The following is a 21,863-nucleotide window of genomic DNA, read 5'->3' as shown; positions in this document are numbered from 1 at the left end:
AACAGGAACGATCGTGGCCGACGAAGACACCGTCCTCATCTGCCTGCCCTTCGCCGGGGCGGGCCCCTCCTTCTTCACGCCCTGGCAGAAGCGGGCGCCGGAGGGGCTGCGGATCCTCCCGGTCTCCCTGCCGGGCCGCGAGAAGCGCTTCCCCGAGCCCGCGTACGACTCGGCGGCCCCGGCCGTCGACGACGCGTACGCACAGGTGACGGCGGCGCTCGGCGGAGTGGAGGGGAACGGCGGCGGCCCCCTCGTGCTGTTCGGGCACAGCATGGGCGCGGTGCTCGCGTACGAGCTGGCGCACCGGATCGAGCGGGCGGGCGGGCCGGTCCGCCTGGCCGCGCTCGTCGTCAGCGGCGCGCCCGGCCCCTGGACTCCGCGCACGGACCGGGCGGACGGGCTGCCGGACGAGGAGTTCGCCGCGCGGGTCCGGGCGTTCGCCGGGTACGACCACCCGGCGCTGGCGGACCCGGAGATGCGGGAGCTGCTGCTGCCCGCGCTCCGGGCGGACGTCCGGCTCCACGAGACGTATGTACCGTCCACGGAAAGCCTGTTGAGCGTTCCCGTCATCTCCGTACGGGGGCGGGAGGACGCCCTCGTGGGGGCGGCGGAGGCGGCCGAGTGGGGCCGGGCGACGACGGGGAAGCTGACGGTGGCCGAGCCGTCCGGCGGGCACATGTATCTGGCCGAGCGGCCGGACGAACTGCTGGAGCTGGTGGCCGCCGAAGTACGCGCGACGAGGAACCGGTGACGGGGGGCGGCGCTCGTACGGGACCGGTGACCGGCGACGGTACGCGTACGGGACCGGCTTCCGGCGGCGGTGCGGGGCGGCTGGCCGGGCGGGCGGCGATCATCACAGGGGCGGCGCGCGGTCTCGGCCGGGCCTGTGCTCTGGCGTTCGCCCGCGAGGGGGCGGACCTGGTGCTGCTGGACGTGGCGGGCGAGCTGCCCGGGGTGCCGTATCCGCTCGGCTCGGCCTCGCAGCTCGCGCACACCGCGGATCTCTGCCGCGAGGCGGGGGCCGCCGTGCTGACCCGGCGGGCCGACGTCCGGGACCTGGCGGCGCTCCAGGCAGCGGCGGAGGCGGCCGAGGAGCGCTTCGGGCGGATCGACGCACTTGTCAACAACGCGGGTATCGCCGCCCCTTCGGGCCGGCCGGCGCACGAGATCACCGAGGCCGAATGGCAGTTGATCATCGATGTGGACCTGGGCGGAGCGTGGCGGGCGATCCGTGCGGTGGGCGCCCGGATGGTCGCCCAGGGGTCCGGTTCGATCGTCAACGTGGCTTCGACGGCGGGGCTGGTGGGTTACCGCCACTTCGCCGGGTACGTCGCGGCCAAGCACGGCCTGGTGGGCCTGACGAAAGCGGTGGCTCTGGACTACGCGCCCCGCAAGGTCCGGGTCAACGCGGTCTGTCCGGGCTCGGTGCGGGACGACGGGGCCATGGAGGGCCGGATGCTGGCGGAGATCGCCCGGTCGCTGGAGGTGCCGGTGGCGGAGCACGAGGAGACCTTCGTCCGGGACCAGCCGATGAACGCACTGGTGGAGCCGGGGGACGTGGCCGAAGCGGTGCTCTGGCTGGCCACGGACGCGGCCCGGCAGGTGACCGGCAGCGTGATCACCGTGGACGGCGGTTTCACCGCCCGCTGACACCCGATCCCCCCTTCATTCGCGAGGAGTTGCGCTCGTGCCGCCTGCCCATCACAGCCTGACGGTCCGCCTTCCCCCGGCCACCACCGGCACCGCGCTCGCCGCCGCCCTCACCACGGCGGCCGACCTGTGGTGGCCCGGGGACCGCAGCCGCCCGCGGCTGTGGACGGAGTCCGTGCCCGCCCCGGCCGCATCCGACACGGCGGCCGGGCGGCGCGCGGCCGAGGCGAGCCGCCCGGTCGCGTCCGGCCACCGACTGCGCGCGGTGCTGCTGCGGTACGCGGACGAGCGGCGGGAAGGGGCGGCCGGAGGCCCCGACCTCGTTCTGACGGCCGCCGGGGCCGCCCTGGACGCACGGTCGTTGCGGCTCGTCGCACGGGTGCTGCGGGGCGACCTGGCCCCGGGCGCGGTGACGCCGCTCGCCGGGCCGCTCCCGCTCGACCTGCGCCTCGACGAGGAGACCCGCCGCCTGGCCTCGGCGCTCGCGCTCACCGTCGGGCGGTACGAGGGGGCGGCCACGGTGCGCGTCGCCGTCCCCGTACCGGCCCGGGACCGGCCGCCGTACGCACTGGGGGCGCTCGACGGGTACGCGGTGTTCGCGGCGGACCTGTCGCCCGGCCGTACGGTCGCGGACCTGCTGGCCACCGAGCCTCTCGTCCCGGCCGAGGACGAGAGGCCGCCCGCGGCGGAGTTGGCCGCAGCGGAGCCGGTGGCGAGCGACGGACCCGCCGTGCTGCCGACCGGTCCTGGCACCCTCCCCGTACCGGCTCACCAAGTGGAGTACGTACGACAGCAGTTGATGGCCTCCCCGCCCAACACTCCGCTCTCCCGCCTGGATCCGCTGAGCGACGCGGAGTCGGCGCGACAACTGGCCCTCGGTTCCCGGCCGAAGGACCCGGCCCCCCACCGCATCGACGACGTCTTCGCCGCACAGGTCGCCGCCCGCCCCGGCGCCCCCGCGCTCACCGCCGGGTCCACCACGCTGTCGTACGCCGAACTGGACGCCCGCGCCGAGATGCTGGCCGACGGGCTGTACGCCCACGGGGTCCGCCCCGGTGATCTCGTCGGGCTCTGCCTGCCGCGCTCGACGGACCTGGTGGCGGCGATGCTCGCCGTGCTGAAGGCGGACGCCGTCCACGTACCGCTGGATCCGGGGCATCCGACGGACCGGCGGAAGCGCACCGCGCGGGACGCCGGGGTCCGGCTGACGGTCGAGGACCCGGCCACCCTCACCGGCCACCCGCCCCGGCCCGCCGCACCCCGAGGGAAGCCGGGCTCCCCCGCGTACGTCATCCACACCTCGGGCTCGACCGGCCGCCCCAAGGGGGTTCTCGTCCCGCACGCCAACGTGACGGCCCTCGTCGACGCCGTGCGCGAGGACTTCGGCCTCTCCCCCGAGGACACCTGGACGTGTTTCCACTCGGCGGCCTTCGACTTCTCGGTGTGGGAGATCTGGGGCGCGCTGCTGACGGGCGGGCGGCTGGTGGTCGTGGACCACTGGACCACCCGGTCCCCGGAGGACTTCCACGCCCTGCTGGTCCGGGAGCGGGTGAGCGTGCTGAGCCAGACCCCCTCCTCCTTCACCCAGCTCGCGGCGGCCGACCGGGCGGCGCCCGATCCGGCCGGAATCCGGCTGGTGGTCCTGGGCGGCGAACCGCTGGACACCCGGCCGCTGCTGGACTGGTTCGACCGACACCCGGAGGACCGCTGCCGGCTGGTCAACATGTACGGGATCACCGAGACCACCGTCCATGTCACGGCGGCCACGGTGACCCGGCGGGAGGCGCTCGCCGGTTCCCGGTCCGTGGGGCGGCCGCTGCCCGGCTGGTCGGTCCGGGTCCTGGACGCGCACGGACGGCCGGTGCCCACGGGTGCCCCCGGGGAGATCGTGGTGGGCGGGGCGGGTGTGGCGCTCGGCTATCTGAACCGGCCCGCCCTGACTGCCGAACGCTTCGTCCCGGACCCTCTGGACCCGGCGGGGCGGCGGCTCTACCGCAGCGGGGACCTGGGGCGGCTGCTGCCCGACGGAACGCTGGAACACCTGGGCCGGATCGACGACCAGGTGAAGGTGCGGGGCTTCCGGATCGAGCCGGGCGAGGTCCGGCACGTGCTGCTGGAGGACCCGGCGGTGTCGGCGGCGGCGGTCACCGTGACCGGCGGCGACGGCGACGACGCGGCGGCCGTGCGGATCGACGCGTACGTGGTCCCGGCCCCGGGGCCGGGCGAGGACCCCGGGGCCGTACGGGAGCGGGCGGCCCGGCTGCTGCCGGCGCACATGGTGCCCGCGACGGTGACCGTGCTGTCCGCCCTCCCCCTCACCGCGAACGGCAAGCTGGACCCGGCCCGGCTGCCCGCGCCCGGAACGCGGCGCAAGCCGGTGGCGCCCGCCCCGCCCCCTGCCGCCGCGCCCGGCGAGGTATCTCCCGCCGCCGTCCTGGCCGCCGTCTGGCGTGACGTGCTCGGCGTCGAGGCGGTGGGCCCGGACGACGACTTCTGGGACCTCGGCGGCAACTCCCTGTACGCGATCCGGATCGGCACGCTCGCCAGGGAGCGCGGGCTGCCCGGCATCCCGCTGCGCCAGCTGTATCTGACGCCGACGCTGGGGGCGCTGTCCGAGGCACTGGCCCGGAAGACCTGACGAGGGGCCCTGGAGACATGAGAAGAGGGGGCGGCCGCCCCACACGGCCGCCCCCTCACCCACCGGCGGTGGCTACGCGAAGCGCTGCTTCGCGCTGCCGTCGCACGTCTGGAGCTTGAGCGGATCCTTCGCTCCGGCCAGCGTCAGACACAGGCCCGTCGCGGCGGCCGGGCGGATGGTGCCCGACTGCTGGACGAACTTCTGGTTGGCCGCGCCCGCGCAGTTCCACACGATGAGCGTGGCGCCCGCGTTGTACTTGGCGCCGGGCACGTCCAGGCACCGGTCGTGGCTGAGCGCGGTGCGCAGGGTCTGCGTACCGGCGTCGTACCACCAGTTCTGGTTGCGCCCGCCGTGGCAGTCCCAGCCGCCGATGGCCGTGCCGTTACGGGTGACCGAGCCCGGCACGTCGACACAGGTGCCGGTGGCCGCGTTCTTCAGCGGGGTGAACAGGTCGTCCCAGGCCTGGCCCGTCAGGACCGGGTTCCCCGTGCTCGCCGGGTCGGCGCAGCTCGCCTCGCGGAGCCCGGAGTCGTACATCTGGGTCAGGCAGGAGGCGAAGGCCCGGTGGCCGGCCGCGTTGGGGTGGAAGGACTGCCGGACCGAGTTCTCGTCGGGCAGGCCGGGCTTGCTCAGGTCGATGTAGAGGCCGCGCGCCCAGGGGGCCTCGCTGCACACCTCGTGGCCGTGGAAGAGCCGGGAGTTGTCGAGGTAGGCGGCCCCGGTGTTCGCGGCGGCCCTGCGCATGCCGGCCTGGAAGGCGGGTACGGCGGTGTTGCGGCCCCAGGCGGTGTCGGAGTCGTAGCCGAGTCCGCCGCAGATCAGCTTGCCGGGGAAGCTCGGGTTGTCGCGGAAGTCCGGGCCGATCGGGCTCGGGTAGCCCATGAGGACGAGCTTGTAGTCGTTGTTCGCGTATCCGGCGTCGGTCATCACCGTCCGCAGATCGCGGACCGTCGCCTCGACCTTGGGGACCAGCGCGTCCACGCGGGCCTGCCAGCCGCCCGCGTACTTCGGCTCGCAGGGTCCCTGGAGGCTGATGTAGCGGACCACGCAGTCGGTCATGACGGGGCCGAACTGGAGGTCGTCGTTGGCCCCGGCGACCAGGACGATCATCTTGATCCGGGTGTTGCGGGCCTTGACGGCGAGGCTGTCGCTCTGCACGAGCTCGTCGGCGTACTGCTTGTTTCCGCCGATTTTGATGTTCCCGGTGTAGGCGCCGGAGCAGGAGACGTTGTACGTGACGTCCGCCGCGATGCCCGTGCGGTGGATGGCGGCCTCCGGGGAGCGGTGGCACCAGTTGTCCGGCCCGTTCGTTCCGGGGTCGTAGGTGCCGACACCCTCGCCGGAGATCTCGCTGTCGCCCAGCGAGATCAGCCCGGTCTTCCGTTCGGCGAGCGGCCGCTCGGCGGGGCTGCCGTACAGCTGGGTGGCCTCGGCGGCCCGGACGGCTTCCAGCGCGGGCGGAAGGGGGGTGGATGCGATAGAGCTGGTAGCCGACTCCGTCGCGCCCGCGGGTCCGGCGGCGGCCATACCGCCGACGGCAGCCGCGAGAGCGACGGTGGCGGCGACGGTACAACGGAGCCGGCGAAGGCTTCGGAGCCCTCGAAATCTGGTGCTGGTGCGCCTCATTGCGCCTCCCGGTAAGTGGTTACCCCCGGTATTTACTGGCCGGTAGGCGACTTGGGAATACATAGAACAAGACAAGTGCTCATCTTTTTCAGGAGGTTTAAACACATGACTGACGCATCAGGTGACACGTCGGGCGATACCGGGTACCGGATCGAGCACGACTCGATGGGCGAGGTGCGGGTCCCCGCGCACGCCAAGTGGCGTGCGCAGACCCAGCGGGCGGTGGAGAACTTCCCCGTCTCCGGGCAGCGTCTGGAGCGGGCCCACATCGAGGCACTGGCCCGGATCAAGGGCGCGGCCGCCAAGGTCAACGCCGAGCTGAAGGTGGTGGATCCGGACATCGCCGCCGCGATCCAGGAGGCCGCCGCCGAGGTCGCCTCGGGCCGCTGGGACGAGCACTTCCCGGTCGACGTGTTCCAGACGGGGTCGGGCACCTCGTCGAACATGAACACCAACGAGGTGATCGCCACCCTGGCCACCGAGCGCCTCGGCCGCGAGGTCCACCCCAACGACCACGTGAACGCCTCGCAGTCGTCCAACGACGTCTTCCCGTCCTCCATCCACATCGCGGCCACCGCCGCCGTGACGGCCGATCTGATCCCCGCACTCGATCACCTGGCCGATTCCCTGGGGCGGAAATCAGCCGAATTCGCGGACGTCGTGAAGTCCGGCCGCACGCATCTGATGGACGCCACCCCGGTCACCCTCGGCCAGGAGTTCGGCGGCTACGCGGCGCAGATCCGCTACGGCGTGGAGCGGCTGCGCGCCTCCCTGCCCCGGCTCGCCGAACTGCCGCTGGGCGGTACGGCGGTGGGCACCGGCATCAACACCCCGCGCGGCTTCTCCGCCGCCGTGATCGCGGAGGTCGCCGAGGCCACGGGGCTGCCGCTGACCGAGGCCCGTGACCACTTCGAGGCGCAGGGCGCACGGGACGGGCTGGTGGAGACCTCGGGCCAGCTGCGGACGATCGCCGTGTCGCTGACGAAGATCTCCAACGATCTGCGGTGGATGGCGTCGGGTCCGCGCACGGGCCTCGCGGAGATCGCGCTGCCCGACCTCCAGCCGGGCTCGTCGATCATGCCGGGCAAGGTCAACCCGGTGATCCCGGAGGCGGTCCTGATGGTCGCCGCCCAGGTCACCGGCAACGACGCGACGGTCGCCACGGCGGGCGCGGCGGGCAACTTCGAGCTGAACGTGATGCTCCCGGTCATCGCGAAGAACCTCCTGGAGTCGGTGCGGCTGCTGGCCAACGCGTCCCGGCTGCTCGCGGACCGCACGGTCGACGGCATCACCGCCGACGTCGAGCGGGCCCGCGCCTACGCCGAGTCGTCCCCCTCGGTGGTGACCCCGCTGAACAAGTACATCGGCTACGAGGAGGCGGCGAAGGTCGCCAAGAAGTCACTGAAGGACGGGACGACGATCCGCGAGACGGTCCTGGCCTCGGGTTATGTGGACCGCGGCGACCTGACACTGGAACAGCTCGACGAGGCGCTGGACGTACTGCGGATGACCCGTCCGTGATCCCCGGGTGAGCTGAGTCGCAGCGGGCCGGTGGGAGCGCTCCGTAAGATCTCTCCATGACAGGTACGGGAGAGTGCGCACGCTGGGCGCCGGGGGACCAGATCCTCTGGCGCTACCGCGACAACGGCCGGGCCCACCGGACGGCCGGTGCCTCACCCGTTCACATCTGCCGGCCGGTGACCGTCGTGCAGGACACCGACGAGCTGCTCGCCGTCTGGATGGCGCCGGGCACCGAGTGCGTGCGGCCGGTGCTGGCGGACGGCACCCAGGTGCACGCGGAGCCGCTCGCCACCCGCTACACCGCGCCGCGTACCACGGCCCGCTCGACGTGGTTCGGCTCCGGGGTGCTGAAGCTGGCCCGGCCCGGCGACCCGTGGTCGGTGTGGCTGTTCTGGGACCGCGGCTGGATGTTCCGCAACTGGTACGTGAACCTGGAGGAGCCACGCACCCGGTGGTCCGGAGGGGTGGATTCCGAGGATCACTTTCTCGACATCTCCGTGAACCCCGACCGGAGCTGGAAATGGCTCGACGAGGACGAGTTCGCCCAGGCTCAGCAGGTCGGCCTGATGGACCGGGGGACGGCCCGGCGGGTCCGCGAGGCGGGCCTGGCGGCGGTCGAGGTGATCACCGGCTGGGGGTCGCCGTTCCGGGACGGCTGGGAGCACTGGCGGCCCGATCCGGGGTGGCGGGTTCCGCCGCTGCCGGATGACTGGGACCGCACCCCTGCCCGTATGCCGTCGTGAGACCCTGGAGCAACCCTTCGGGCGGCCTGGTCGGCAGGTCCGGTCGTACGGAGGGCCGATCGCCGCAACCAGCGGACACCACACCGGAACTGACCACAAGTCACCACGCCGGTCGTGCGGAGCGACGGGCCACGGACCCGGACGTTCCGCGCGGTCGCGGGAGCCACTACGAGGGGGTGGAGACATGCACGCCGTCCGCTGCCCGCTCACCGCGTCCGCTGCCGGAGGGGTCGTCCGTCGGCCATCTCCGCGGCGCTCGGTTTCGGCCCCTTCATCGGGGGCATCCGGTGACAGCCGTTGTTCTTCCCGCGCTTGCCGGGGCACAGTGACGCCCCACGAGGTGACTGCCTCATACAACCGGCCCGGACGGACGGAATCCCACGCGTGACGGAGCATCCCACCTCCCACGAAGGCCGGCAGCCGCTGGCTGCCCGGCCGCAGGAGCGCGCCCGGCCCCGGCAGCAGGACGCCGCGGCCGCGGCCGCCGCTGCCGCGGTACCGGCTCCCGCCGCCGCGCCGAACCCGGGTCCCGGAGCGGCCGCCGTCGCCGACGCGCAGGCGGCCACCCGCCGCGAGGGCGACCGGCTGCGGTTCGTCGGCGCGGCGACCCGCCGGATCGCCCGGGGCATAGATCTGGACGAGATCGTCCTCGGGCTGTGCCGGGCCAGTGTGCCGACGTTCTCCGACGCGATCCTGGTCTACCTCCGTGACCCGCTGCCGGTGGGCGACGAGCGCCCGGTGAGCCCGTTCGTCCTGCGGCTGCGGCGCAGCGACCGGCTGCGCGTCAGCGACGAGGAGGGCGCCGAGGCGGCCGGTTCCGAGACGGAGCGGCTGCGGCCGCTGATCCTGGACCCGCAGGCCGACCTGATGCCCGCCGCCGAGCTGTGCGAGGTGCGGGCGGGCGGGGCGCTGGCCGAGGTGCTGCGCGGGGTGCGGCCGGTGTTCGGCGACTCCGCGGCGGCGCGGGCCGCGCTGCCGGAGCTGCTCGGCCCCGGCCGGTCGGTGCCCACCGGGCACCGCGCGATCCTGGCCCCGCTGCGCGGCCGGCGGCGGGTCATCGGGGCGGCGGTCTTCGTGCGCGGCATCGAACGCACCCCGTTCGAGGCCAGCGATCTGCTGGTCGCGGCGCAGTTGGCGACGCACACCGCGCTCGGCATCGACAAGGCCGTGCTGTACGGGCGCGAGGCCTACATCGCCGACGAGTTGCAGCGCACGATGCTGCCCGATTCGCTCCCCCAGCCCACCGGGGTCCGGCTCGCCTCGCGCTACCTCCCGGCGGCCGAGACGGCCCGGGTCGGCGGGGACTGGTACGACGCGATCCCGCTGCCCGGCAGCCGGGTCGCGCTGGTCGTCGGCGATGTGATGGGCCACTCCATGACCTCGGCGGCGATCATGGGCCAGCTCCGGACGACGGCGCAGACCCTGGCGCAGCTCGACCTGCCGCCGCAGGAGGTGCTGCACCACCTGGACGAGCAGGCGCAGCGGCTCGGCAGCGACCGGATGGCGACCTGTCTGTACGCGGTGTACGACCCGGTCGCGCACCGGATCACCATCGCCAACGCCGGGCACCCGCCGCCCGTGCTGCTGCACCTGGGCGGGCGGGCCGAGGTACTGCGGGTGCCGCCGGGCGCCCCGATCGGGGTGGGTGGCGTCGACTTCGAGGCCGTCGAGCTGGACGCGCCCGCCGGGGCCACGCTGCTCCTCTACACCGACGGTCTGGTGGAGTCGCGGCTGCGGGACGTGTGGACGGGCATCGAGCAGCTGCGGGAGCGCCTGGCGGCGACCGCGCAGCTCACCGGGGACGACCACTCGCCTCCGTTGGAGGCGCTCTGCGACGACGTGCTGGACATGCTCGGGCCCGGCGACCGGGACGACGACATCGCGCTGCTGGCCGCCCGTTTCGACGGGATCGCGCCGAGCGATGTGGCGTACTGGCATCTGGAGCCGGAGGACGCGGCCCCGCGCCGGGCCCGCCGGCTGGCCCGGCGGGCGCTGAGCCGTTGGGGTCTGGACGAGCTGGCCGACGAGGTGGAGCTGCTGGTCAGCGAGGTCGTCACCAACGCGGTGCGCTATGCGGAGCGGCCGGTGACCCTGCGGCTGCTGCGGACCGACATCCTGCGCTGCGAGGTCGGCGACGACTCGCCGCAGCTGCCGAGGCAGCGCCGGGCGCGCGAGACGGACGAGGGCGGGCGCGGGCTGTTCCTGGTCAACCGGCTGGCCCGGCGGTGGGGAGCGACCCGCCTCTCGACCGGCAAGGTCGTGTGGTTCGAGATGGCGGCCCGGGCGCAGTAGAGCGGCCCGACGGACATGAGGGAGGGGGCGGGCCCGCGGCCCGCCCCCTCCCTCATGTCGCTCACTGCGGGGCCACTCCGTTGCCGCCGGGCCGCTCGCCCGGCTGACCGTCCTCTTCCCCGGGCAGCGGAGGAATCTCCGGGCTGCTGGGGGGCGTGGTGGCGGGCGGGCTGCTGCTGGTGGGCGGGGCGGGCGTGGTCGGGGTCTCGCTGGGCGTCTCGCTCGGCGTCTCGGAGGGCGTGTCCGACGGAGTCGGCTCCTCGGACTCGGTGGGCTCCTCGGAGGGCGTGTCGGACGGGGTCGGCGGGGCGGGCACCTCGCCGCGCTCCACGTCCTGGAGGTCGAACGTCTTGTCCGATCCGCCGCCGAGGGCGCCGAGGGTGTAGTCGGCCCAGATCCTGGCCGGGAAGCCGCTGCCGCTGGCGCGGCCGGAGTTGGCCGTACCGGTCAGGGAGACCTGCTTGCGGCCGCCGTCGCCCTCGCCGAAGAGGGCCACGACCGTGGCCAGTTCCGGGGTGTACCCGGCGAACCAGGCGGACTTGTTGTTCTCGGAGGTGCCGGTCTTGGCCGCCGCGTCGTAGGCGGGGCTGTTGGCCGCGCCCCCGGAACCGGCGTCGACGACCCCGGTGAGCGCCTTGGTGACGGTGTCGGCGGAGGCGCGGCTGATGGCCTGCTCCCGCTTGGGCTTCTCGGGGTTCACCGTGCGGTCGCGGTGCTCGGCGGACTGGAGGATGTGCGGGGTGACCTTCTGGCCGTGGTTGTCGAGCGTGGCGTACACGCCGGCCATGTCCCAGGTCGAGGCGTTCATGGTGCCGAGCGTGACGGCGGGGCGCTCGGGGAAGTTCTTGTCCGGTACGCCGAGGGCGAGCGCGGTCTCCTTGGCCCTGGCCGGCGTCACGTCCACGATCATCTGGGCGAACACGGAGTTGACCGAGCTGTTCATGGCCTTCTGGACGGAGATCGGACCGTAGCTGCGGTCGTCCTGGTTCTGCGGGGCGAACGGGGTGTCGCTGCCGACGACGGGCCGCTTGCTGGTGCCGTCGTAGACGGTGTTGAGCCCGATCAGGCTGCCGTCCTGGGTCTTCGACTCGTTCTCCAGGGCCGCTGCGAGCACCAGCGGCTTGAAGGTGGAGGCGGGCTGGTAGTCCTGGCGGGTGGCGTTGCTGATGTAGTGCTTGATGTAGTCCTCGCCGCCGTACAGCGCGACGACCTTGCCGGTCTTCGGGTCGACGGAGGTGGCGCCGGCCTGGACGGTGGCGTCGACCTTGTTGCCCTCGCGGTCGAGCTTGGACTCCAGCTGGTCGTCGACCGCCTTCTCCAGCGCCTGCTGGCGCTTCTTGTCGATGGTGAGCGTGAACGTCCAGCCGCCGGCCTCGCGGTCCGCGGCGGAGACGCCCTGCTTCTCCAGCTCCTTGTTGGCCGCCTCGACGAGATAGCCGGTCTGGCCCTCCATGCCCGCGGCCGGCTTCGGCTTCTGCGGGTAGGCGAACTTGAGCTTCGCCTTCTCGGACTCGGTCAGCCAGTCCATCTCGACCATGTTGCGCAGGGTGTAGGCCCAGCGCTCCTTGACCAGCTTCTTGCCGGTGTCGCTGGCGGTCTCCCAGTCGTACTGGCTGGGGGCCTGGAGGAGGGAGGCGAGGTAGGCGCCCTGGGAGACGTTCAGGTCCTTGGCGTCGATGCCGTAGTAGGCCTGGGCGGCGGCCTGGATACCGCTGGCGCCCCGACCGTAGTAGGCGGTGTTGATGTACCCGGCGAGGATCTCGTCCTTGGACATCTGCTGGTCGATCTTGAGGGAGATCACCAGCTCCTGGAGCTTGCGGCTCACCGTGGGGGCCTGCGACAGGTAGTAGTTCTTCACGTACTGCTGGGTGATGGTCGAGCCACCCTGCTTGCCCTTGCCGCTGAGCGTGTTGAGGACACCGCGGGTGGTGCCCTTCAGGTCGACGCCCTGGTCCTTGTAGAACGTCTTGTTCTCGGCGGCGACGAAGGCGTGCTGGACCTTCTTCGGTACCTCTTCCAGGTCGACGATCTGGCGGTTGACGCCCTTGCCGGTCCGGGCGAGGACCGTCCCGTCGCTGTACTTGTAGACGTTGCTCTGCCGCTCCGCCATGGCGTTGGCGGCGGGGACGTCGACGTACAGGTAGAGCGCGCCGAAGGCGCCCATGCCCAGCAGGACGATCCCGAAGAACGTGCCCAGCAGCTTCTTCCACGTGAAGAGTCTGCGTATGCCGCCGCTCTTCGCGGCCCGGCGCGACTCCTGCGCCTGGGCTCGTCGCGCATCCGCTCGACCCATTGGTGTGTTGCTCCCGCTTCTCTGCTCGGCCGGTTCGCTCGGTTTCCTCTGTTCGCTCAGACCTGCCAGCTAACACCGACGACAGGGACAAAAGACAAGCGATCCAGCCTTTTACGGACGTGAGAATCAGCACCCGCTCCCACAGGAACCGACTCCCCAGGGGTGGACAAGGTTGCGAGAACAGTTAATGTGTAATCACATTGCTAGCGCGGTGCGATACCGCGCCGAACGGGGGATCCCATGACCGAACAGCACGACGCCCGCCGCCCGCAGACCCCGGCGGCGGATCTCTCCGTCGACGCTCCCGAGATGCCCGCACCGCAGGTCAGGGAGGTCGTCGCGCACGCCATCCCGGGCGGCCTCGGGCTGCTTCTGACGGTGCTCGGGGTGTTCGCGGGCATCGGCCTGATCATCGGCGGCGCGGTGCTGAACGGAGACGGCGCGGGCACCGCGGGCGTCACGCTCCTCATCCTCGGAGTGCTCCTGGTGATCACCTCGTTCTTCTGCATGAGCGGTGTGAAGATGGTCGCTCCGGGCGAGGCCCGGGTGATCCAGCTCTTCGGCCGGTACGTCGGAACCATCCGCACCGACGGGCTCCGCTGGGTCAACCCGCTGACCTCCAGCCAGAAGATCTCCACCCGCGTCCGCAACCACGAGACCGCCGTCCTCAAGGTCAACGACGCCTACGGCAACCCCATCGAGCTGGCCGCGATCGTCGTCTGGAAGGTCGAGGACACCGCCCAGGCGCTCTTCGAGGTCGACGACTTCCTGGAGTTCGTCGCCACCCAGACCGAGTCGGCCGTCCGGCACATCGCCATCGAGTACCCGTACGACGCCCACGAGGAGGACGGCCTCTCGCTGCGCGGCAACGCCGAGGAGATCACCGAGAAGCTGGCCGCCGAGCTGACCGCCCGGGTGCAGGCCGCGGGCGTCCGGATCATCGAGTCACGCTTCAGCCACCTCGCGTACGCCCCCGAGATCGCCTCCGCCATGCTCCAGCGCCAGCAGGCCGGCGCGGTCGTCGCGGCCCGTCAGCAGATCGTCGAGGGCGCGGTGGGCATGGTCGAGATGGCCCTGCACCGGATCGCCGAGCAGGACATCGTGGAGCTGGACTCCGAGCGGAAGGCCGCCATGGTCAGCAATCTGATGGTGGTGCTGTGCGGTGACCGCAGCGCACAGCCGGTCCTCAACACGGGCACCCTCTACCAGTGACCGACCAGACGCCTCCCCGGCGGACGCCGGCGTCCCGGTCGCAGCAGCGCAAGCAGATGCTGCTGCGACTGGATCCCGCGGTGCACGACGCGCTCGCCCGCTGGGCCTCCGACGAACTGCGCAGCGCCAACGCGCAGATCGAGTTCCTGCTGCGGCGGGCGCTCGCGGAGGCGGGCCGGCTGCCCGGGACCGCGCGACCGATCCCCCGGCGGGGACGGCCGCCCGGACAGCCGCCCGAACAGCCCCCGGAGGAACCGGGGACCCGGCCCGGGACCGGCGGTCAGGACACCCCGTAGCACCGCGCCCCCGGCACGCACCGACCCCGCGGCCCCGGCCCGTCCCATGGTCCGGGGCCGCTTTTCGGACGCGTATACATCAGGGGTATACACACCGTGTAGAGTGCTTCTCATGTCTATCGGTCACACCCTCCTCGGGCTCCTGGAGTCCGGCCCCCGCCACGGCTACGACCTGAAGCGGACGTTCGACGAGAAGTTCGGCCAGGACCGCCCGCTCCACTACGGCCAGGTCTATTCGACGATGTCCCGGCTCCTGAAGAACGGGCTCGTCGAGGTCGACGGCGTCGAGAGCGAAGGAGGCCCCGAGCGCAAGCGGTACGCCATCACCGACGCCGGGATCACCGATGTCTCGCAGTGGCTGGCCCAGCCCGAGAAGCCGGAGCCCTACCTCCAGTCCACGCTCTACACCAAGGTCGTCCTCGCGCTGCTGACCGACCGCAGCGCGGCCGACCTGCTGGACACCCAGCGCTCGGCGCATCTGCGGATGATGCGCATCCTCACCGACCGCAAGCGCAAGGGCGACCTCGCCGACCAGCTGATCTGCGACCACGCCCTGTTCCACCTCGAAGCCGACCTCCGCTGGCTGGAACTGACCGCCGCCCGCCTCGACCAGCTCGCCAAGGTGGTGGCTCCGTGATTCCCGAAGGCTCCCTGCTCGCCGCGCACGATCTGCGCAAGACCTACGGTTCGACGCCCGCCCTGGACGGCGCGTCGTTCTCCGTGCACCCCGGCGAGGTCGTCGCCGTGATGGGCCCCTCCGGCTCCGGCAAGTCGACCCTGCTGCACTGCCTGGCCGGGATCATCACGCCCGACTCCGGCACGATCACCTACGCGGGCCGCGAGCTGTCCGCGATGTCGGACGCCGAGCGCAGCGCCCTGCGGCGCAGCGACTTCGGCTTCGTCTTCCAGTTCGGCCAGCTCGTCCCCGAGCTGACCTGCGTGGAGAACGTCGCCCTGCCGCTGCGGCTCAACGGTGTGCGACGCAAGGCGGCCGAGCGCACCGCGCTGGAGTGGATGGAGCGCCTGGAGGTCGACGACCTCGGGTCGAAGCGCCCCGGCGAGGTCTCCGGCGGACAGGGCCAGCGGGTCGCCGTGGCCCGCGCGCTGGCCGGGTCGCCGAAGGTGATCTTCGCGGACGAGCCGACCGGCGCCCTGGACTCCCTCAACGGCGAGCGGGTGATGGAGCTGCTCACCGAGGCCGCCCGGTCCGCCAACGTCGCCGTGGTCCTGGTGACCCACGAGGCCCGGGTCGCCGCCTACTCCGACCGTGACGTCACCGTGCGCGACGGCCGGGCCCGGGATCTGGAGCACTCGGCATGACGCTGCTCGACTCCCCCACGGTCCTGCCCGCCGCGCCGGAGAGCCCGAAGCCGCCCTCGCGCGCCGCGGCGATCCTCCGCGACCTCGGCCTCGGCATCCGGTTCGCCGCCGCCGGTGGCCGCGAGGGCTGGATCCGTACGCTGCTGACCGCCGTCGGCGTCGGCCTCGGGGTGGCGCTGCTGCTGCTCGCCTCCTCCGTGCCGTACATGCTCGACGCCCGCTCCGCCCGCGACCAGGCCCGCAGCGAGGTGACGATCTCCGCCGGGGCCTCGGCGAAGTCGGACACCTCGGTGCTGCGGCTCGACGCGAGCACGGAGTACCGGGACCGGACCGTCGTCGGGCGGCTGCTGCGCGCCGACGGTTCCGCGCCCGTCCGCCCTCCGGGGGTGGCCCGCTTCCCCGGGCCGGACGAGATGGTGGTCTCCCCCGCGCTGAAGGAGCTGCTGGAAGCCCCCGGCAACGAGCTGCTGCGCGAGCGGCTGCCGTACGACATCACCGGCACGATCGGTGACGCCGGACTGCGCTCACCGGGCGAGCTCTTCTACTACGCGGGCAGCGACACCCTGACGCCCGCCGCGGGCGCCGGCCGGATCTCCGGATACGGGGCCGACCGCCCGGCCGACCCGCTCCCGCCGCTGCTGGTCGTGCTGACCGTCATGGTCTGCGTGGTGCTGCTGGTGCCGGTCGCCATCTTCATCGCCACCGCCGTGCGCTTCGGCGGCGACCGGCGCGACCGCAGGCTCGCGGCGCTGCGCCTGGTCGGCGCGGACATCCGCACCACCCGGCGCGTCGCCGCCGGTGAGGCCCTCTTCGGTGCGGTCCTCGGACTGCTGATCGGGCTGGCCTTCTTCCTGGTGGGACGGGAGTTCGTCGGCTCGGTGGAGATCTGGGACGTCAGCGCGTTCCCGGCCGACGTGGTGCCCGATCCGCTGCTCGCCCTGCTGATCACGGTCGCGGTGCCGCTGACCGCCGTGCTCGTCACGCTGGTCGCGATGCGCTCGGTGGCGATCGAGCCGCTCGGTGTCGTACGCCGGGGGAAGAACCGCGGCCGTCGGCTCTGGTGGCGGCTGCTCGTGCCCGTCGCGGGTCTGGCGGTGCTCGGGCTCACCGGCCGGGTCGACGAGTACGCGTACGAGCCGGTGAAGCCGTTCCCGATCGCGGGCGGGGCCGTGCTGGTGCTGGTCGGTCTCGCCCTGCTGCTGCCGTGGCTGGTCGAGGCGTGTGTGAAGCGGCTGCGCGGCGGTCCGGTGCCCTGGCAACTGGCCGTGCGCAGGCTCCAGCTGAGCAGCGAGGCCGCGTCCCGCGCGGTCAGCGGGGTCACGGTCGCGGTGGCGGGGGCGATCGCCCTCCAGATGCTGTTCGCGGCGATGAACGCCGACTTCAACCGGGCGACCGGCCAGGACCCCGCACGGGCCCAGTTCGCCGCGTACTCGGAGGACGTCACCGGCGAGGCGGCCACCTCGGCCATCGAGAAGTTCCGCGCCACCAAGGGCGTGGAGGTGGTGATCGGCTCGGTGCAGGCGTACGCCTCCAAGCCCGGCGTCTACACGGACGACGACATCCCGCCCACCACCTCGATGACCGTCGGCACCTGCGACACCCTGCGCGAACTGGCCCGGATCACCTCCTGCGAGGACGGCGACACCTTCGTCGTCCACCCGCCGGGCGACAAGGACATGTCCGCCTGGGTCGACCGCACGGCCCGCAAGGGCAAGGTGGTCGAGATCGGCACCGGGGAGGGCAAGCCGCTGCGGTGGACGCTGCCCGCCGGCTCCCCGACCGTGCAGGGCCGCAAGGACCCGATGGGCGACACGCACTACGGGATCATGGCGACCACCGGCGCGGTCGACGCGAGTGCGCTGCCCGGCGCGCAGATCACCGCCCAGATCCGGGTCGACAGGAGCGTGCCGGACGTCGCCGAGTACGTACGGAACACGGCGGCCCGCATCGATCCCGGGATGCGCTTCATCACCCTGGACTCGGTGGAGCGCGACCGCCAGTACGACAGCATCCAGACCGGGCTCAAGGTCGGGGCGAGTGTGGTGCTGCTGCTGATCGCGGCCTCGATGCTGGTCTCCCAGGTGGAGCAGTTGCGCGAGCGCAAGCGGCTGCTGTCGGTGCTGGTCGCTTTCGGCACCCGGCGTACGACGATGGGCTGGTCGGTGCTGTGGCAGACCGCCGTCCCGGTCTTCCTCGGCCTGGTGGTCGCGGTCGCGGGCGGGCTCGGGCTGGGCGCCGTGCTGGCCTGGATGATCGCGAAGTCCGTCTCCGACTGGTGGCTGTTCCTGCCGCTGACGGGGGTCGGCGCGGGACTGATCCTGCTGGTGACGGCGGCGTCGATGCCCTCGCTGTGGCGGCTGATGCGGCCGGACGGGCTGCGGACGGAGTAGCGGGAGCGGGGATCACACGGGTGCGGCCGGGCGGAGGTCCGGCCGCATCCGCATGCGTTCACCGCCCGCCGCACCCGCAGGCGTTCACCCGGGAGGGGCGTCGACGATCCGCACCGGCAGCGGCTTCATCGCCTCGCGCAGGGCGGCCGCGAACTCCTCGAACTCGCCGCCCCGCGCCGACCCGGTCCGCATCGCCAGCGCCACCCGCCGGGTGGGCGCCGGGTCCGCGAAGTACCCGGTGGACAGGGCGTCGTTGCGGCCGGTCTCCACCGGCACCGCGGTGCGCGGCAGCAGCGTCACGCCGAGCCCGCCGGCCACCAGCTGGACCAGGGTGGAGAGCCCGGCGGCGGTCGTGGTGACCGGTGCACCCTGGGTGCGCCCGGCCTCGCGGCAGATGTCCAGGGCCTGGTCGCGCAGGCAGTGCCCTTCATCCAGGAGCAGTAGCGGCAGTTCCCGCAGCGCGTCACGGGGGATGTCGGCGCGCCCGCCGAGCCAGTGGTCCTGCTCCATGACCAGCACGAAGTCCTCGTCGAAGAGCGGGATCTCGGTGACGCCCGGCACCCCGAGCGGCACGGCGAGCAGCAGCAGGTCAAGACGTCCGGCGGCGAGCCCTTCGAGGAGCGAGGAGGTCTGCTCCTCGTGGACCTGGAGGTCGAGGTCCGGGTAGCGCTCGTGGACGAGCCGGAGCACGGTGGGCAGCAGATAGGGGGCGACGGTCGGGATCACGCCGAGCCGGAGGACTCCGGTGAACGGGGCCCGGACCGCCTCCGCCTCCTCCATCAGCGCGGCGACGGCCTCCAGCACCACCCCGGCCCGCACCGCGAGCCGCTCCCCCGCGGGCGAGAGCAGCACCTTGCGCGTCGTACGCTCGATGAGCTGGACACCCAGTGCCTCCTCCAGGGCGGACACCGCTCCGGAGAGCGCCGGCTGACTCATCCCGATTGCTGCCGCCGCGTCCCGAAAGTGCAGATGTTCCGCCACGGCTGTGAAGGCCCGCAGCTGGGACAGGCTGGGCTGCTTGGCGAGCGACTTACCGGACTGCTTGGGACGTACGCCCTGATTTACCTGGGCCACTGATAGGCACCTCCGATCATCCCGACCGAGTGTAGCTATTTCTGCGATCAATGCACTCTGTGCCAAGGTAGGAGCCGTCCAACCCTCAGGAAGACCCTCAAAAAGGGAATTCCAGACGTTGCAAGGAGAGCGCGTGCTCACTGTCGGTGACAAGTTCCCCGAGTTCGACCTGACTGCTTGTGTCTCGCTGGAGAGCGGCAAGGAGTTCGAGCAGATCAACCACAAGACCTACGAGGGCAAGTGGAAGATCGTCTTCGCGTGGCCGAAGGACTTCACCTTCGTGTGCCCCACGGAGATCGCCGCCTTCGGCAAGCTGAACGAGGAGTTCGCCGACCGCGACGCCCAGATCCTCGGCTTCTCCGGTGACTCCGAGTTCGTGCACCACGCCTGGCGCAAGGACCACCCGGACCTGACCGACCTGCCCTTCCCGATGCTGGCCGACTCGAAGCACGAGCTCATGCGTGACCTCGGCATCGAGGGCGAGGACGGCTTCGCCCAGCGCGCCGTCTTCATCGTCGACCAGAACAACGAGATCCAGTTCACGATGGTGACCGCCGGTTCCGTGGGCCGTAACCCCAAGGAGGTCCTGCGGGTCCTCGACGCCCTCCAGACCGACGAGCTGTGCCCCTGCAACTGGACCAAGGGCGAGAACACCCTCGACCCGGTCGCGCTCCTCTCGGGCGAGTGAGCTGATACCGACATGGCTCTCGACGAACTGAAGTCCGCCATACCGGACTTCGCCAAGGACCTCAAGCTGAACCTCGGTTCGGTCATCGGCAACAGCGACCTCCCGCAGCAGCAGCTGTGGGGCACCGTGCTGGCCTGCGCGATCGCCTCGCGTTCGCCGAAGGTGCTGCGCGAGCTGGAGCCCGAGGCGAAGGCCAACCTCTCCGCCGAGGCGTACACCGCGGCGAAGTCGGCGGCCGCCGTCATGGCGATGAACAACGTCTTCTACCGGACCCGGCACCTGCTGTCGGACCCGGAGTACGGCACGCTCCGCGCGGGCCTGCGGATGAACGTCATCGGCAACCCGGGCGTGGAGAAGGTCGACTTCGAGCTGTGGTCGCTCGCCGTCTCCGCGATCAACGGCTGCGGCCAGTGCCTCGACTCGCACGAGCAGGTGCTCCGCAAGGCCGGCGTGGACCGCGAGACCATCCAGGAAGCCGTCAAGATCGCTTCGGTGATCCAGGCGGTCGGTGTGACCCTCGACGCCGAGGCCGTCCTCGCCGAGTAGTGACACCGCACCACCCCTGACCCGCCTGGGTACGAGAAGAGCCCCGAGGACGACCGACCGTCCCCGGGGCTCTTCCGCGTGCTCCGTGCCCCCGACTACTCCTGCGGCGGCCGGTTCTCCTGCGGCGGCCGGTTCTCCTGCGGGCTTTCGGCCGGCGCGTCCTGCGGTGCCGGGCCGGGTGGCGCCGGCGCAGGCCCGGCGTGCGCCGGGTTCATCGACAGGGCGGTGGCCCCGTGCTGTCCTCCGCGTTCGCCGGGCTCCCCGTACGAGCGCAGATAGCCGACCACGGTGTTGATCACGGCGACCAGCGGTACGGCGACCACCGCGCCGCCGATGCCCGCGACGAGCCCGCCGGTCGCCACCGCGAGGACCACCGCGAGCGGGTGCACCCGGACGGCGCGGCCGAGGATGAAGGGTTGCAGGATGTGGCCCTCGATCTGCTGCACCGCCAGAACCACCACCAGCGCCCACAGCGCGGTCCAGACGCCCTCGGTGACCAGGGCGACGACCACCGCGAGCGCTCCGGAGACCACGGCGCCGACGAGCGGGATGAAAGCGAACAGGAAGATGAAGACGGCCAGCGGCACCGCGAGCGGCACATTGAGGATGTAGAGGCCGAAGCCGATGAAGATGGCGTCGATCAGGGCGACGAGCACCGTTCCGCGCACATACGCGGTCAGGGTGCGCCAGGCCCTCGGTCCGGCGCCGGCGACCCCGGGGCGCGCCGCGGCGGGCACCAGCCTGAGCGACCACTCCCAGATGCGCTTGCCGTCGTAGAGGAGGAAGAGCGTGCAGAACATCGCCAGCAGCAGCCCGGTGAGGAACTCCACCATCACGGTGACGCCCTGGAGCCCGGCGGAGGTGATCTCCTCGGTGTTGGTGCCGATGGTGTCGTTGAGGTTCTTGGCGATGTCGTTGATCTGCGACTCGGTGACGTGGAAGGGGCTGTCGAGCAGCCAGCGCTTCAACTCGTCGATACCGTCCCGGACCCGGTCGGAGAGCGTGTCGAGGTTCTCCATCACCTGCCACACCACGAACCAGCCGACCAGGCCGATGATGACGAACCCGAGCACGGCGGTGACGGCGGTGGCGAGCCCGTGCGGCAGCCCGACCCGCTTGAGCCGGACCACGGTCGGCTGGAGCATCGCCGTGACGAGCAGGGCGGCGGCGAAGGCCAGCACGACGAGCTGGACCGCGCTGATCACCCGCATCAGCACCCAGAGCGTCCCCGCGAGGACGAGGAGGCGCCAGCCGGCCTCCGCGGCGACCCGCATGCCCCACGGGATGGCCGCGACCGGATCCGGCTTGGCGGCGACCGAGGGGGCGTAGCTGGGAGGCGCGGGCACCTGCCCGGGCTCGTCGCCGTCCGGGACGGCCGGAACTCCGCGCACCGCGAGGGGTTCGTCGTCGGCGGCACGCGCCCGCCGCTCCTCCAGTCGCGTGCCCAGCTCCGTCAGTTCGGAACCGAAGCGGCCCAGCCAGCCCGGTAGTTTCGACATGCCTGCTTTCCTTCCCCCATCTTCGCCGCCCAGTGCTCTCCGCGTTCAACGCACACCGGGATGCGACCGTACACG

At 72.1% G+C, this 21,863-nt stretch carries 17 protein-coding genes; 13 read left to right on the top strand and 4 right to left on the bottom strand.

The features are described 5' to 3' along the window. The first annotated feature begins 13 nt into the window (after nucleotides 1-13). The 3 genes from CCZ36_RS23080 to CCZ36_RS23070 are packed head-to-tail and all read left to right on the top strand — an operon-like array spanning nucleotide 14 to nucleotide 4,288. Nucleotides 14-751, top strand: coding sequence for a thioesterase II family protein (locus tag CCZ36_RS23080; protein WP_128818474.1), 738 nt, complete (start codon nucleotides 14-16; stop codon nucleotides 749-751). Further along, nucleotides 748-1,650: an SDR family oxidoreductase gene (locus tag CCZ36_RS23075; RefSeq protein WP_443069816.1), complete on the top strand. Its 903-nt coding sequence runs from the start codon at nucleotides 748-750 to the stop codon at nucleotides 1,648-1,650. Before CCZ36_RS23080 ends, CCZ36_RS23075 begins: the two co-directional genes overlap by 4 nt. 37 nt (nucleotides 1,651-1,687) lie before the next feature. Next, nucleotides 1,688-4,288, top strand: coding sequence for an amino acid adenylation domain-containing protein (locus CCZ36_RS23070; protein ID WP_128818472.1), 2,601 nt, complete (start codon nucleotides 1,688-1,690; stop codon nucleotides 4,286-4,288). A gap of 72 nt (nucleotides 4,289-4,360) precedes the next feature. On the opposite strand, the gene CCZ36_RS23065 is transcribed toward CCZ36_RS23070, so the two are convergent. Beyond that, entirely contained in the window at nucleotides 4,361-5,914 is a 1,554-nt protein-coding gene (locus tag CCZ36_RS23065) for a ricin-type beta-trefoil lectin domain protein (RefSeq protein WP_128818471.1), read from the bottom strand. A gap of 105 nt (nucleotides 5,915-6,019) precedes the next feature. On the opposite strand from CCZ36_RS23065, the gene CCZ36_RS23060 reads away from it, so the two are divergent. From CCZ36_RS23060 to CCZ36_RS23050, 3 genes are all read left to right on the top strand, one after another. Continuing rightward, entirely contained in the window at nucleotides 6,020-7,435 is a 1,416-nt protein-coding gene (locus tag CCZ36_RS23060) for a class II fumarate hydratase (RefSeq protein ID WP_128818470.1), read from the top strand. Nucleotides 7,436-7,491: 56 nt separating this feature from the next. Continuing rightward, nucleotides 7,492-8,178, top strand: coding sequence for a cytidylyl-2-hydroxypropylphosphonate hydrolase (gene fomD, locus CCZ36_RS23055; protein ID WP_128818469.1), 687 nt, complete (start codon nucleotides 7,492-7,494; stop codon nucleotides 8,176-8,178). A gap of 384 nt (nucleotides 8,179-8,562) precedes the next feature. Beyond that, nucleotides 8,563-10,470, top strand: coding sequence for an ATP-binding SpoIIE family protein phosphatase (locus tag CCZ36_RS23050; protein ID WP_128818468.1), 1,908 nt, complete (start codon nucleotides 8,563-8,565; stop codon nucleotides 10,468-10,470). A gap of 61 nt (nucleotides 10,471-10,531) precedes the next feature. Here the strand turns inward: CCZ36_RS23050 and CCZ36_RS23045 are convergent, their stop codons facing one another. Beyond that, nucleotides 10,532-12,763, bottom strand: a complete 2,232-nt coding sequence (locus tag CCZ36_RS23045; RefSeq protein WP_128818467.1) for a transglycosylase domain-containing protein — start codon at nucleotides 12,761-12,763, stop codon at nucleotides 10,532-10,534. Between the two features lie 240 nt (nucleotides 12,764-13,003). Between CCZ36_RS23045 and CCZ36_RS23040 the strand changes: the two genes are divergently transcribed. From CCZ36_RS23040 to CCZ36_RS23020, 5 genes are all read left to right on the top strand, one after another. Beyond that, on the top strand, nucleotides 13,004-13,975 hold the full coding sequence (locus tag CCZ36_RS23040) for an SPFH domain-containing protein (protein ID WP_069739074.1): 972 nt from the start codon (nucleotides 13,004-13,006) through the stop codon (nucleotides 13,973-13,975). Continuing rightward, nucleotides 13,972-14,271 (top strand): hypothetical protein, encoded by a 300-nt coding sequence (locus CCZ36_RS23035; RefSeq protein WP_069739073.1) that lies wholly within the window; start codon nucleotides 13,972-13,974, stop codon nucleotides 14,269-14,271. The genes CCZ36_RS23040 and CCZ36_RS23035 overlap by 4 nt, the downstream gene beginning before the upstream one ends. A gap of 112 nt (nucleotides 14,272-14,383) precedes the next feature. Then, nucleotides 14,384-14,908: a PadR family transcriptional regulator gene (locus CCZ36_RS23030; RefSeq protein ID WP_006127228.1), complete on the top strand. Its 525-nt coding sequence runs from the start codon at nucleotides 14,384-14,386 to the stop codon at nucleotides 14,906-14,908. After that, nucleotides 14,905-15,591: an ABC transporter ATP-binding protein gene (locus CCZ36_RS23025; protein WP_069739072.1), complete on the top strand. Its 687-nt coding sequence runs from the start codon at nucleotides 14,905-14,907 to the stop codon at nucleotides 15,589-15,591. The genes CCZ36_RS23030 and CCZ36_RS23025 overlap by 4 nt, the downstream gene beginning before the upstream one ends. Then, the gene (locus CCZ36_RS23020; protein ID WP_069743843.1) at nucleotides 15,588-17,981 is read left to right on the top strand and encodes an FtsX-like permease family protein; all 2,394 of its coding nucleotides are present in this window, start codon (nucleotides 15,588-15,590) and stop codon (nucleotides 17,979-17,981) included. The genes CCZ36_RS23025 and CCZ36_RS23020 overlap by 4 nt, the downstream gene beginning before the upstream one ends. Nucleotides 17,982-18,065: 84 nt before the next feature. On the opposite strand, the gene CCZ36_RS23015 is transcribed toward CCZ36_RS23020, so the two are convergent. Beyond that, the gene (locus CCZ36_RS23015; RefSeq protein WP_128818466.1) at nucleotides 18,066-19,055 is read right to left on the bottom strand and encodes a hydrogen peroxide-inducible genes activator; all 990 of its coding nucleotides are present in this window, start codon (nucleotides 19,053-19,055) and stop codon (nucleotides 18,066-18,068) included. Between the two features lie 133 nt (nucleotides 19,056-19,188). Here CCZ36_RS23015 and CCZ36_RS23010 point away from each other — a divergent pair, with 133 nt between their 5' ends. Continuing rightward, nucleotides 19,189-19,743 (top strand): peroxiredoxin, encoded by a 555-nt coding sequence (locus tag CCZ36_RS23010; protein ID WP_003966619.1) that lies wholly within the window; start codon nucleotides 19,189-19,191, stop codon nucleotides 19,741-19,743. Between the two features lie 12 nt (nucleotides 19,744-19,755). Continuing rightward, nucleotides 19,756-20,289, top strand: coding sequence for an alkyl hydroperoxide reductase (locus CCZ36_RS23005; protein ID WP_032763502.1), 534 nt, complete (start codon nucleotides 19,756-19,758; stop codon nucleotides 20,287-20,289). A gap of 95 nt (nucleotides 20,290-20,384) precedes the next feature. Here the strand turns inward: CCZ36_RS23005 and CCZ36_RS23000 are convergent, their stop codons facing one another. Further along, a complete protein-coding gene (locus CCZ36_RS23000; protein WP_069739070.1) occupies nucleotides 20,385-21,788 on the bottom strand; it encodes an AI-2E family transporter in 1,404 nt (467 codons plus the stop codon). Nucleotides 21,789-21,863: the final 75 nt, after the last annotated feature.

It is taken from the genome of Streptomyces sp. S063 (assembly GCF_002832675.1).
In the GTDB taxonomy this organism is placed as follows: Bacteria; Actinomycetota; Actinomycetes; order Streptomycetales; family Streptomycetaceae; genus Streptomyces; species Streptomyces sindenensis.
Note: the sequence above shows the minus strand (reverse complement) of the source record. Positions and strands in the feature narration are given on the sequence as shown.

Coding starts and splice junctions, on each gene's coding strand:
- CCZ36_RS23000 (WP_069739070.1), bottom strand. CDS start 21,788: ATGTCGAAACTACCGGGCTGGCTGGGCCGCTTCGGTTCCGAACTGACG.
- CCZ36_RS23030 (WP_006127228.1), top strand. CDS start 14,384: ATGTCTATCGGTCACACCCTCCTCGGGCTCCTGGAGTCCGGCCCCCGC.
- CCZ36_RS23040 (WP_069739074.1), top strand. CDS start 13,004: ATGACCGAACAGCACGACGCCCGCCGCCCGCAGACCCCGGCGGCGGAT.
- CCZ36_RS23060 (WP_128818470.1), top strand. CDS start 6,020: ATGACTGACGCATCAGGTGACACGTCGGGCGATACCGGGTACCGGATC.
- CCZ36_RS23005 (WP_032763502.1), top strand. CDS start 19,756: ATGGCTCTCGACGAACTGAAGTCCGCCATACCGGACTTCGCCAAGGAC.
- CCZ36_RS23065 (WP_128818471.1), bottom strand. CDS start 5,914: ATGAGGCGCACCAGCACCAGATTTCGAGGGCTCCGAAGCCTTCGCCGG.
- CCZ36_RS23045 (WP_128818467.1), bottom strand. CDS start 12,763: ATGGGTCGAGCGGATGCGCGACGAGCCCAGGCGCAGGAGTCGCGCCGG.
- CCZ36_RS23020 (WP_069743843.1), top strand. CDS start 15,588: ATGACGCTGCTCGACTCCCCCACGGTCCTGCCCGCCGCGCCGGAGAGC.
- fomD (WP_128818469.1), top strand. CDS start 7,492: ATGACAGGTACGGGAGAGTGCGCACGCTGGGCGCCGGGGGACCAGATC.